10 protein-coding genes and 1 pseudogene are annotated in these 12,406 nt (G+C 69.4%); 3 read left to right on the top strand and 8 right to left on the bottom strand.

Features of this window, described 5'->3' with window-relative positions; all coding sequences use genetic code 11:
* Nucleotides 1-110 precede the first annotated feature (110 nt).
* Nucleotides 111-1,016: an SDR family oxidoreductase gene (locus tag AC0VYP_RS15570; protein WP_475470398.1), complete on the bottom strand. Its 906-nt coding sequence runs from the start codon at nt 1,014-1,016 to the stop codon at nt 111-113.
* Nucleotides 1,017-1,809: 793 nt separating this feature from the next.
* Between AC0VYP_RS15570 and AC0VYP_RS15575 the strand changes: the two genes are divergently transcribed.
* Both AC0VYP_RS15575 and AC0VYP_RS15580 read left to right on the top strand, forming a co-directional pair.
* Nucleotides 1,810-3,231, top strand: a complete 1,422-nt coding sequence (locus AC0VYP_RS15575) for an aldehyde dehydrogenase family protein (RefSeq protein ID WP_475470400.1) — start codon at nt 1,810-1,812, stop codon at nt 3,229-3,231.
* A 134-nt stretch (nt 3,232-3,365) separates the two neighbouring features.
* Entirely contained in the window at nt 3,366-4,304 is a 939-nt protein-coding gene (locus AC0VYP_RS15580; RefSeq protein WP_285756741.1) for a helix-turn-helix domain-containing protein, read from the top strand.
* A 22-nt stretch (nt 4,305-4,326) separates the two neighbouring features.
* Here the strand turns inward: AC0VYP_RS15580 and AC0VYP_RS15585 are convergent, their stop codons facing one another.
* Nucleotides 4,327-5,037 carry a class I SAM-dependent methyltransferase gene (locus AC0VYP_RS15585; protein WP_475470402.1) on the bottom strand — a complete coding sequence of 237 codons (711 nt, stop codon included), beginning with the start codon at nt 5,035-5,037 and terminating at the stop codon, nt 4,327-4,329.
* 107 nt (nt 5,038-5,144) lie between these two features.
* Between AC0VYP_RS15585 and AC0VYP_RS15590 the strand changes: the two genes are divergently transcribed.
* Nucleotides 5,145-5,741, top strand: a complete 597-nt coding sequence (locus tag AC0VYP_RS15590) for a helix-turn-helix domain-containing protein (protein WP_285756743.1) — start codon at nt 5,145-5,147, stop codon at nt 5,739-5,741.
* A 166-nt stretch (nt 5,742-5,907) separates the two neighbouring features.
* On the opposite strand, the pseudogene AC0VYP_RS15595 reads toward AC0VYP_RS15590, so the two are convergent.
* From AC0VYP_RS15595 to AC0VYP_RS15620, 6 genes and pseudogenes are all read right to left on the bottom strand, one after another.
* A pseudogene (locus tag AC0VYP_RS15595) lies at nt 5,908-6,416 on the bottom strand (2-thiouracil desulfurase family protein).
* 121 nt (nt 6,417-6,537) lie between these two features.
* A complete protein-coding gene (gene der / locus AC0VYP_RS15600; RefSeq protein ID WP_475470404.1) occupies nt 6,538-7,965 on the bottom strand; it encodes a ribosome biogenesis GTPase Der in 1,428 nt (475 codons plus the stop codon).
* Nucleotides 7,966-8,096: 131 nt separating this feature from the next.
* Nucleotides 8,097-8,798, bottom strand: coding sequence for a (d)CMP kinase (gene cmk, locus AC0VYP_RS15605; RefSeq protein ID WP_285756746.1), 702 nt, complete (start codon nt 8,796-8,798; stop codon nt 8,097-8,099).
* 97 nt (nt 8,799-8,895) lie between these two features.
* Entirely contained in the window at nt 8,896-9,963 is a 1,068-nt protein-coding gene (locus AC0VYP_RS15610; protein ID WP_475470405.1) for a prephenate dehydrogenase, read from the bottom strand.
* 163 nt (nt 9,964-10,126) lie between these two features.
* Nucleotides 10,127-10,489 carry a chorismate mutase gene (aroH, locus tag AC0VYP_RS15615; RefSeq protein ID WP_285756748.1) on the bottom strand — a complete coding sequence of 121 codons (363 nt, stop codon included), beginning with the start codon at nt 10,487-10,489 and terminating at the stop codon, nt 10,127-10,129.
* Between the two features lie 24 nt (nt 10,490-10,513).
* Nucleotides 10,514-11,308, bottom strand: coding sequence for a pseudouridine synthase (locus AC0VYP_RS15620; protein WP_475470406.1), 795 nt, complete (start codon nt 11,306-11,308; stop codon nt 10,514-10,516).
* Between the last annotated feature and the right edge of the window lie 1,098 nt (nt 11,309-12,406).

Consider the following 12,406-nt stretch of genomic DNA (forward strand, 5'->3'; position numbering starts at 1 on the left):
CGGGGTGGGGCCCGACACGGGCTGTGTTCCTCGTGGTTCGTCGTGCTTCGCTGATAGTGGGTGGCTCGTGTCGTATCCGGGCGGGTCGGCACCCCGCGCGGACTGGATCGCTAGTGGTCCGTTCGTGGTGCGCGGGCCTCCCCTATCGCGCTCAGGTACGACGGAAGGCGCTGGGAGACTCCAGCGGGCGGGTCGATGCCCATTTGTTCAAGCCTGGTGGTCTTCAGGCAGGGGCGGGGCGGCCTGGGCGCCCCTGACGCAGGTCGGAGCGCGTACGAGGGCAGGACCAGGGCGGCCGGGAGGCCGGCCGTTTCGGCGATCTTCCTGGCCCACGCGTACTTCGTCACCTTCTCCCGGCTGGCCAGGTGAACGATGCCGCCGCGGTCTTCGGCGATGAGCCGCCCCACGATGGCGGCCACGTCACCCGTCCAGGTCGGTTGGCGTTCGAACCGGTCGTCCAACTCGACGGCCTCCCCCTGCCGGAGTGTGTGCAGGAGCGACTCCGTCCACGTGGGGCCGCGTCCCGACACCCGTTTCCCGTAGAGCACGGGGAGGCGGACGATCAAGTGGTCGGGAACCCGTGAGGCCTCGGTCTCCCCGCGCCGTTTCGTCTCTCCGTAGACCTGGAGCGGGTTCGGGGGGTCGTTCTCCGCGTATCCGTCGGTGGCACTCCCGTCGAAGACGTACTCCGTCGAGATGTACACCAACTTCACTCCCCGGCGCGCGCACTGCTGCGCCACGTTCCCGGTCGTCACGGTGTTCACCCGGTGGGCCATTTCGGGGTCGTCCTCGCACTGCTGCACATCGGCGTTGGCCACGCAGTGGACGCACACGTCCAGCGGCTCCTGCGCGAAGAACGCCTCGACGTCCTCTCCGGAACCGGCCTCGACCCGCCGGCAGCGCGGACGGTCCCGTGAGTACGACCACCCCCGTACCTCGTCGGCGGCGGACAGAGCCGCCATCAGCTCCGAGCCAAGCATTCCGCCCGCACCGGTGACGAGGATCCTTCGGGCCATGTCGCCCTCTTCTTCCGCCGCTCGTGGAGTGCTCGCGGCATCGTCGGATTCGGCGACCGGCAGGAACGGGAGGCGAACGGGACGGGTGACACATATTCCCGATTGGAGGCGTGACGAGGAGCCGGCCACAGATACGGAAAGGAATGAGAAGACCGCCACCCGAATGATCATTGATGCAACCAAGATCACATGGAAGCGCTCCCGCGAGACCATAATCGTTACATTCACGGACAACTGTCAACCATTCACGCAGCCCTATTTTTCAATCATGTAAACTTTGCCAATTAGTATAATTTGTCTGCTTTTTCGCTATTGTGCCACTCGGGGGGCGATCGCGGGCAAGCCCTCCCGATCACAGCCGCCAAGGCCGCCGGAGCACGCCGGCTCCCGAACTGCGGAAATCCTTACCGGACTCCCCTGACCAGGCACAAGGCGGGACCGCCCTCAGGCCCGACGGCTGCGCCAACCGCGCCTTTCACCCGGCCGCCTTCTCTTTGCATTGTTCGCCGGGAAGACGATCGAAATAAACCGAAGGCGGGTCCCGCGACTTCACAACCGACCGCAACGGCTGCCGAATCGGGGATTCCATCAACGAATCGTTCAATCGCGTCCCCCGGGCTTCACTCAAGGGTGGTACCGGTTTTCCTATGCGATTCCCTCCTGGGAAAAACGCCGCCTGGAAGGCAGCCGCCCGCACGGGGAGCCTTGGAGACGAGAAGCAGCGGGGACAGTGGGACTCTCCACTCCCCGGGGGGAGACGCCCCCCTGCTCCCAGGACCCGAGGAAGGCGATCATGCGAGAAAACACCACCCTGTACATCGACGGAACCTGGACCGAGCCCGTGGAGGGATCCGTCCTGGAACTGACCCACCCGGCGGACGGGAACGTCACCGGGCGGGTGGCCCTGGCCGGCGCGGCGGACGTGGACCGAGCGGTCACCGCCGCCGCACGCGCCTTCACCACCTACTCCCGCACCTCTCCCGCCGAACGGATCGCACTGTTGGAGCGGGTCCTGAGCGAGTTCGACCGGCGGACGGAGGACCTGGCGCAGGCCGTCACCGAGGAGATGGGAGCACCGCTGTCGTTGGCCCGGGGCGCGCACGTACCCTCAGGACGCATGCAGATCGTCACCGCGATCGAGGTGTTGAAGGAGTACGTGTTCGAGGAGTCGCGCAACGGAACCGCGATCCGGCACGAGCCGGCTGGAGTCGCCGGGCTGATCACACCGTGGAACTTCCCGGTGCTCCAGGTCGCTGGCAAGACCGCGTCCGCGCTCGCCGCAGGGTGCCCGGTAGTGCTCAAACCCTCCGAGCTCACCCCGTACTCGGCCGCCGTCTTCGCCGAGATCATGGACGCGGCCGACGTTCCGGCGGGGGTCTTCAACCTGGTGTACGGGGACGGCGCGACCGCGGGCACCGCACTGAGCTCGCATCCCGGGGTCAACGTCGTTTCCTTCACCGGTTCCCTGGCCTCGGCGGCGAAGGTCAGCGTCGCCGCTGCGCCCACCATGAAGCGCGTCCACACCGAATTGGGCGGCAAGTCACCGCACGTCCTGCTGCCAGACGCCGACTTCGCCATCGCCGTGGCCACGGTTCACCAGTGGATGATGGCGATGACGGGACAGTTGTGCAGCGCACCCACCCGAACACTCGTTCCGCGGGCACGCCTGGAGGAGTTCCTGTCGGTACTGGTGCCTTCTCTTGAGGCCCTGCGAGTGGGAGATCCGCGTTCCACGGAGACGAGCATGGGTCCGCTCGTCTCCGAGAAGCAGTGGCAGATCGTACAGGGCTACATCCGCGAAGGAATGGCTGCCGGGGCCCGGCTGGTCACCGGCGGCCCCGGAAAGCCGGAGGGCCTGGAGTCGGGCCACTTCGTCCGGCCCACGGTGTTCGCCGACGTCAACAACACCATGGTGGTCGCCCGGGAGGAGATCTTCGGCCCTGTCATGTCGGTCATCGCCTACGACACCGTGGACGAGGCCGTCGCCATCGCCAACGACACTCCGTACGGACTGGCCGCCTATGTCGTCGGCGCCGACCTCGACCGGGCGAAAGCCGTCGCGGCACGCGTGCGGGCGGGGGCAGTCCTCGTCAACGACGCCGAGCTCGACTGGACCGCTCCCTGGGGCGGCTACAAACAGTCCGGCAACGGGCGGGAGTTCGGGGTGGACGGCATGAGCGGTTTCCTGGAGACCAAGGTCGTTCACGGCGGCTGACCACCGGCGAAATCCGAGCCTGGGGACGGCTTTCCCTGGATAGCCGTCCCCGGGTTCGGTCACCATAGAGGAACAGGTGGGGTACGAACGGCAGTGTCCGGGCCGTGCAGTCGAGGACGAAGGGACGTTCCCCTATGACGGAGCTGGGCGATTACCTGCGGACGTGCCGCGGCCGGGTGGACCCCGATCAGGTCGGGATGCCGACTTCCGGCCGCCGCCGGGTGCCCGGGCTCCGGCGTGAGGAACTGGCGGCGCTGGCGGGCGTCAGCGTGGACTACATCGTCCGGCTCGAACAAGGGCGGGTCGGGTCCGCCTCCACCGAGGTGTTGACGGCGCTCGCGCGGGCCCTGGAACTGCGGCCCGACGAACAGGAGTATCTTCTGCGCTGCGCGGCGGACTCCGGCCCGGACCGCAGGCGGTCGCGCTCCGGGTCCTCCGGCGATCCGTCGGTCGCGGGCGGGGAGGCCGGTACGCGGAGGCAGCGTGTGTCCTCCGCGACCCGGATGCTGCTGGACAGTATGACGGGGGTGGCCGCGTTGGTGGTGGGGCGGCGGATGGACATCCTCGCCTGGAACGACCTCGCCGGCGCGCTGCTGACCGATTTCGGCCGGGTACCGATCGAACAACGCAACCACATCAGGCTCGCCTTCCTCGATCCTGACGTCCGAAGTCGTTACCTGGACTGGGAGAAGGTCGGCCAGGAATGCGTCGCGTACCTGCGGATGGACGCGGTCGACTACCCGGACGACCCCGCTCTGGCACGCCTGGTCGGCGAACTGTCCGTCAAGGACGCCGATTTTCGCCGTTGGTGGTCCGAGTACCGTGTGCGCGCCCAGCGGTACGGGCGCAAGCGGTTCTCCCACCCGACCGCGGGCGAGATGGTGCTGGACTTCCAGGTGTTGGACGTGCGCGGCTCAAAGAACCAGTCCCTGGTCGTCTACACCGCCGAACCCGGTTCCCGTTCGGCGGAGGCCCTCGCCTTCTTGTCTGGCTGGGCCGGCACGGGGGCGTCCGCCGCTGCGGGGGCCGGGCGTCCGGCCGACCGTTCCCCGCGGGCAGGCGACGGGTCGTGACGGCCGGGGCCGGAGTCAGCCCTTACCGGTCCGCGGGCAGGCGGCGGGTGGCCCGGACGACGACGTCGTGGATCGTGGTCGCGTGGCCGTCGTGACCGGTCATGGCCCGGTGTGACTCCTGGGCGGTCACGACCTCCCACTGGGCGGGGTCGAGGCGGGCGGTGATGGCGGCAGCGGTCGCCGAGGCCGAGGCGGGCGGCCCGTCAGGGTCATGCCCGTGTCCGTCCGCGGTGGCGTCGTGGTGGAGGTGGCCGACGATGAGGAGGGTGCCTGCGGGGGCCACCCACGAGGCGATGCGGTCGTAGAACTCCAGCTGCGGCATCGCGGGGTGTGCGTAGTGGGTGGTGACCAGGTCGTAGCGGGTGCCCGGCTCCCAGGTGGACAGGTCCGTCCGGACCCATCGGACCCGTTCGGCGACTTCGGCGTCTGCGGCGCGCTCGGCGGCGCGGTCGAGTGCCGCCGGAGCGATGTCGGCCCCGGTGACCTGCCAGCCACGCGTGGCGAGCCAAATCGCCTCGGCTCCGGCACCGCAGCCCGCGTCGAGGGCCGTCCCGGGTACCAGGTCGCCGACCTCCTGGACGAGGTGCGGGTTGGGCCGACCGGTTCCCATGGACTGGGCGCGGTCGCCCTGCCAGATCTGGTCCCAGTACTCGTTGTCGAACGTGTGCTCCACCTGGTGGTGTCCGTCATCGGCGACGACCACGTCGCGGGTTGTTCCTGTCAGCTCTGCCATGTCTGCCCTCTCGACGATGCGCGGCTGCCGGTTCGACACCCGCTCTCCGAGAATGGCCACCGGTCAACAAAATTGCAAACACTGTTGCCGAATGGCAAAATCGACGGATGGACCACTCGACGGACCGCACGCTCGACGCCGTGGGGCCACGGTTGAAACAGCTGCGACAGCGCCGCGACATCACGTTGACCCACCTCGCCGAGGAGACCGGCATCTCGACCAGCACGCTGTCCAGGCTCGAGGCCGGTCTCCGACGCCCCACCCTGGAACAGCTGCTGCCGCTGGCACGCGTGTACGGCGTCACCCTGGACGAGCTCGTAGACGCGCCGCCGACCGGCGACCCGCGCATCAACCTGCGCCCGATTCCCACCGGCGACGGCCGGACCGTCCTGCCCTTGAGCCGCAGGCCCGGTGGCATCCAGGCCTACAAGTTCATCCTTCCCACCGGACGCGACGACGCCGAACCCGACCTCCGCACCCACGAAGGCTACGACTGGGCCTTCGTCCTCAACGGCAGACTACGACTCGTCCTCGGCGAGCACGACCTGATTCTCGAACCCGGTGAGGCCGTCGAGTTCGACACCCGAACCCCGCACTGGTTCGGCGCCACCGGCTCGGGCCCCGTGGAGTTCCTCAGCCTTGTCGGCAAACAGGGAGAACGCGCGCATGTCCGCGCCGCCTCCAGACAGCACGGATCGGCATAGAGCGATTTTGTTCGGGTGAAGCGGCAGCGTTTGCCGACGAGGCCGAGAAACGCCCCTCGTCACGGCATCGGCGTGGTCGGTGCGGAGCAGTATGCCGGGCACCGGGGCGCCTTCATCGGCTGGGGGCAGGGGCAGGGCGGGCCGCACGCCCATCGGTTCGGGTGGGCTACCGGGGCGTGTCCTCCCGCTCCAGGTCGAGGAGGCGCCCCTGAACCTGGAGGATCTCGTTCTCGGTGAAGACGTCGATGCCGTTGTCGCGGAGCAGCCGGGTGGTGACGCCCTCCCCCGGCGTCCTCGCACCGGTGAACGTACCGTCGTAACCTCGTGCAGACCGCAGGAGGGGCTGCCCTCCTTGAGCACGGCGAGCCGGACCCCGTGTTTGCGGGCCGCCCGCAGAGCGGCGTGCGCTCCGGCCAGGAAGAAACGCGTGGCGTCATCCCCGTCGGGGGTGCGGATGTGCGCCTCACCGGCAAGGACCGCCGAGGCATCGCGGCCGGGCTCGATCTCGGCGGGCGGCCGGGGCACGGGCAGCCCGCCGGCGATCTCCGGGCAGAACGCGACCAGGCGCCCTTCGGCTCGCCACCGCCCGAACACCACGTGATCGGTGGGCTTGGCCCGACCGTCATAGCGCACCGGCTGCCCCATCAGGCAGGCGCTGACCAGGATCCGCTCCACCGCTCTCCCCCGCTCTCCCCCGCTTCCGAAGGGCAGAGTACCCCGCCCCTGACCCACGCAACGGGCCCCGGACCGCAGAAGCGATCCGGGGCCCGCAAGCGCGTACGGGGAAGGCGGAGTACTACTTGTTCCAGTCCGGGCGCACGCTGCCCTTGGAGGCGCGGCTCTGGCCGCCCTTCCCGGCCTTCTTCTCCCGGATGCGCATGCTCACCTTCACCGGGGTGCCCTCGAAGCCGAAGTCCTCGCGCAGTCGGCGCTCGATGAACCGGCGGTAGTTCTCCTCCAGGAAACCGGTGGTGAAGAGCACGATGTGCGGCGGACGGGAGTCGGCCTGGGTGGCGAACAGGATCTTGGGCTGCTTGCCGCCGCGCACGGGTGGCGGAGTGGCCGCGACCAGTTCCTTGACCCAACCGTTGAGACGTCCGGTGGAGATACGGGTGTCCCAGCCGGCCAGGCCCGTCTCGATGGCGGGCACGAGCTTCTCGACGTGGCGCCCGGTGGCGGCCGCGATGTTGACCCGCGGGGCCCAGCTGACCCGGCCCAGCTGCCGGTCGATCTCCTTCTCCAGGTAGTAGCGGCGGTCCTCGTCCAACAGGTCCCACTTGTTGAACGCCAGGACGAGCGCACGACCGGCCTCGACGACCTGCTCCACCACGCGGATGTCCTGCTCTGCGAGTGGCTCGCTGACGTCGAGCAGCACGACCGCCACCTCGGCGCGCTCCAGCGCGACGTTGGTACGCATCGTGGCGTAGTAGTCGGCGCCCTGGAGCGCACGGAAGCGCTTGCGGATACCGGCGGTGTCGATGAACTTCCAGGTCGTGCCGCCCAGCTCCACCAACTCGTCCACCGCGTCGCGGGTGGTGCCGGCCACGGAGTTGACGACCACGCGGTCCTCGCCGGCGAGCCGGTTGAGCAGGCTGGACTTGCCGACGTTGGGCCGCCCCACCAGCGCGATGCGCCGAGGGCCGTCCTCGACCTCCTCGGCCTCCAGGGGTGCGGGCACCGGCATCGCCGCCATCATGGCGTCCAGCAGGTCACCGGTTCCGCGTCCGTGCAGGGCGCTGACCGCGAACGGCTCGCCCACTCCGAGGTTCCACAGCACGAGGGCGTCGGAGTCGCCCATGGGACCGTCCACCTTGTTGGCGGCCAGCACGACGGGCTTCTTGGTGGCGCGCAGGACACGCGTGACGGCCTCGTCGGTGTCGGTGACGCCGACGGTGGCATCGACGACGAAGAGGATCACGTCGGCGGTCTCGGCGGCGTACTCGGCCTGTCGGGCGACCATGGCGGCCAGACCGCTCACGCTGGTCTCCCAGCCGCCGGTGTTGACGAGGGTGAACTCGCGCCCCTGCCAGGTGGCGTCATAGGCGACACGGTCGCGGGTCACGCCGGGGACGTCCTCCACGACCGCTTCGCGGCGGCCGATGATTCGGTTCACCAGCGACGACTTGCCGACGTTGGGTCGTCCCACGACCGCGACGACGGGTTTGACGACGGCGTCCTCGCCGTCGGCGATCGCGTCGTCGGGCACGTCGAAAATGTCACTCATCAGGTATCTCTCCCGGTAGCAGAGTCCCCACGCGCCCAGGATGCGTGCCGCGGGGAGTGGTGGTGCGCGCCTCCTGGAAAGGAGACGCGATGAAACCCGGTTCCCACCGCTCGCGGCGGGAACCGGTGCGCTCAGAGGCCGCGCGTCTGGGCCTCGTCGGCAAGTTTGACGACCAGTCCGACAACCTCGTCCAAGGACAGGCCCGTGGTGTCCAGTTCGGTGGCGTCTGCTGTCTGGGTCAGCGGTGACACCGCCCGGCTGGAGTCGAGCTTGTCGCGGCGGGCCAGCGCCGCCTGGGTCGCCGCGACATCGCTCGAATGGACTTCTTTGCTGCGCCGCTGCGCACGCGCTTCGGCGCTGGCGGTCAGGAACAGCTTCACCGGGGCGTCGGGTGCGACCACCGTGGTGATATCGCGGCCCTCGACGACGATGCCGCCGACGGCCGCGCACTCCTCGGCGATGATCTCGCGCTGACGCGCCACGAGCCGCTCGCGCACCTCGGGGACGGCGCTGACCGCGCTGACGTTTCCAGTGACCTCATCGGTCCTGATCGCCTGGGCCACGTCCGTGCCATCCACCTGGACGGTGGGGGCGGAGGGATCGGTGCCCATCGTGATGACCGGCCGCGACGCCGCCTGCGCGACGGCTGCCGCGTCGGTGACATCGATCTGGTTGGAGACCATCCACCAGGTGATGGCTCGGTACATCGCCCCGGTATCGAGGTAGCGCCAGTCGCGGGCCTTCGCCACGCCTTTGGCCGTGCTTGACTTGCCCGACCCAGAGGGACCGTCGATAGCGATGACGATTCCTTCGGCGCGACCTTGCCCGCTCAACTTAGGCTCTCTTTCCGGGGTGGGGATTCCATCTCATCTCAACGGCCAAGCGTACCCGGGTCCGCGCGGGGGTCCGGACTAGCTGGCCACCAGGCTGTTACGGGTGAACCGACCATCCGCGGTCGGCGAGGGCCTGGGCGAGGTCGGCGACGGCAAGGCGCTCCACCGAGAGCTGGGCGACACCCAGCGGCAGGCCGGGCGAGTGGTCGATCCTGACGTCTTCGATGTTGACGCCGGCGTCTGCCGCCGCGGCGAACAACCGTCCCAGGGCACCGGGTTCGTCGGGGATGACCACGGGCAGGACCGTGTAGTCGGGCATGGCCCGGCCGCCGTGCTTGCCGGGGATGCGGTCGTGTCCGGCGACACCGCGCCGCAGGAGCTCGGTGACCGCCTCCCCTTCGTGGGCGCGCAGGGCGGTCGCGGCGGTTGCGAGGTCGAGGGCGATGGCGTCGAGGACGTCGGCCACCGGCCGGGAGTTGTGGCCGAGGATCTCCAACCACATACCGGGATCGCCCCCGGCGATGCGCGTGACGTCGCGCACGCCCTGGCCGGCCAGGGCGAGCGCGTCGGAGTCACCGCCGAGGAGGCGGGCGGCGACAGCAGCCGAGGCCACGTGGGGGGCGTGCGACACCAGGGCCACGGCCCGGTCGTGGGCCGCGGCGTCCAGGGTGACGGGGGTGGCCCCGCACAACTCGGCGAGAGCGGTGACGAGGGCGAGCGCACCCGGGTCGGTTTTGGCGGTGGGGCACAGCGCCCAGGAGCGCCCCAGGAACAGGTCGGCGCGCGCCGCGCTGGGCCCCTGCTTCTCCCGTCCCCCCATCGGATGGCCGGGGACGTAGGTGGCGAGGTCGCAGCCGAGCGCGCCCGCCTCGCTGATCATGGACGCCTTCACGCTGGCCACGTCGGTGTAGACGTGGGCCAGCCCGCGCTCCTGGGCGTCACGCAGTACCGCGGGCACCACCCGCGGCGGGGCGGCGATGACGGCAACGTCCGCGGGGCGTCCAGGATCGGTGGTCAGCGGATGCCCCGCCCCGAGTTCGCAGGCGAGTCGCAGCGTCGCCGGGTCCCGGTCCGACAGTTCGACCCGGATTCCGTGGCGGGTCAGTGCCAGCGCGATCGACGTCCCGATCAGCCCGGCCCCCACTACGACCGCGCGCTCGACCATGTTCGGTTCGCTCCCGTTTTTGCCGCTCAGAATGGTTGTCGTCCAGGTTAGGGCACGTGTGCGCCGGCCGCGAAGCCCCTTCGGGGCGCGTCTGGGCACGGCAACGCGCAGAGGGGGCGCACCGCCTGGGCGGCACACCCCCTCTGCGTTGACCGAAACGGCCCTACTGGGCGATGTCCAAGCGCAGTGCCTGAGCCCCGTGCAGGTAGACGTGCTGAAGTTCGGTGCGCGCACGCTCGGTCTCCACGTGGGCCATGAGGCGGACCACGCGGGGCAGTGCGTGGGGCACCGCGATCTCGGTCGCGCACATCAGCGGAACATCGGAGAACCCGACCTTGCGCGCGGCAAGGGCAGGAAACTCCGAGGCGAGGTCGGGGGTGGCGGTGAACAGCACGCTGATCACGTCGTCCGTGGTCAATTCGTTTCTGCGCATCACTTCCGAGACCAGTTCGGCGGTGGCCTCCAACACGAGCTCGCGCTCGTCGGAGTCCACCTGGACCGCGCCCCGGATCGCTCGTACCGCCACTGTCGTCCTCCGATAATCCGTCAACTACATCCCTGCGGCAGTGTAGAGCTCGCTGACCTCCTTGGGGCTCAACGCGCGCATGGTACCGATTTTCAGGGAGTTGATGCCGATGGGCCCGACCTGGGTGCGAGCGAGGTCCGCGACCGGGTGGCCGACCGCTTCCATGAGGCGGCGCACGATGTGCTTGCGCCCCTCGTGCAGGCGGATCTCCACCAGGGCCCGCGGTTCCGCGTCGTCAACCACTCGGAAGGAGTTGACCTTCACGGGACCGTCCTCCAGCTCCACTCCCTCGCGGATCTGCTTGACGACCTCGCGCGGGATGGGACCGTTCACCTTGGCGATATAGGTCTTGATGACCTTGTAGCGCGGGTGGGTGAGGCGGTTGGCCAGATCGCCGTCGTTGGTGAGCAGGATGAGGCCCTCGGTCTCGGTGTCGAGCCGGCCGACGTGGAACAACCGCTCGTCGGTCTGGCCCGCGTAGTCGGCGAGGGTGGGGCGGCCTTCGGGGTCGGACATGGTGCTGACCACTCCGCGCGGCTTGTTCAGCGCGTAGTAGAGCATGTCCGGCGCGGTGGCGACCCGCATGTCGTTGACGCGGATCTCGGACTTCTCCGGGTTGACACGGGCGCCGAAGCGCCGCACGATCTGGCCGTTGACCGAGACGCGCCCGGCCGCGATCAGCTCTTCGCTGGCGCGCCGGCTGGCCACGCCGGCCTGGGCGAGCGCCTTTTGCAGCCGGATACCGCCGGGCACGTCGGTGTAGGTGTCGCGGGGGCCGTCGGCGGCGTCGTCGTCACGGGGGTTGTACTCCGCGCGCAACGCGCGGAGGCGGGCCTGGGCCTTGGCCGACAGCTCCTGCTCCGCGCGGGCCGTGGAACGGCCGGGACGGTTGACGTAGTGCCGTTGCTTGTCGCCGCGGGGACGCTCCTCACGGGAGCCGCCGCCCGCGCCTGCACGGTCGTCACGGCTGGCATAGGAACCGCGAGAGTCACGGGAGTCACGACCGGAGGAACCCCGGTCATCACGACTGCCATAGGACCCCCCACCACGCGGACGGTCGTCACGGCCCGACGGGCCACGGTTGGCGGAACCACGATCGTCGCGGTTGTACGAACCACCACGCGGACGGTCATCGCGGCTGCCATAGGAACCGCGAGAGTCACGGGAATCACGACGGTCACCACCGCGCTCGTCACGCGCATACGAACCACCGCGAGAGTCACGGGAGTCACGACCGGAAGAACCCCGGTCATCACGACTGCCATAGGACCCCCCACCACGCGGACGGTCGTCACGGCCCGACGGGCCACGGTTGGCGGAACCACGATCGTCGCGGTTGTACGAACCACCACGCGGACGGTCATCGCGGCTGCCATAGGAACCGCGAGAGTCACGGGAGTCACGACCGGAAGAACCCCGATCGTCACGGCCCGACGGACCACGGTTGGCGGAACCACGGGAGTCATGGGAATCACGACGGTCACCACCGCGCTCGTCACGCGCATACGAACCACCGCGAGAACGGTCGTCGCGGTTGCCGTAGGAACCCCCACCACGCGGACGGTCATCGCGGCTGGCGTAGGAACCACGAGAGTCACGGGAGTCACGACCGGAAGAGCCCCGGTCGTCACGGCTGTACGAACCACCGCGAGAGTCACGGGAGTCACGACCGGAAGAGCCCCGGTCGTCACGGCTGTACGAACCACCGCGAGAGTCACGGGAGTCACGACCGGAGGAACCCCGATCGTCACGGCTGCCATAGGAACCCCCGCCACGCGGACGGTCGTCACGGCTGGCATAGGAACCGCGATTGTCCCGGCTTCCGTAGGAGCCGCGGGAGGAACGGTCGGATTCGCCGCGCTCACCACGCGGGGTGGAGTTGCCGCGCTCACCGCGCGGGTCGGGTCGGCCGCGCTC

The organism is Nocardiopsis sp. iso_186, from assembly GCF_056173365.1.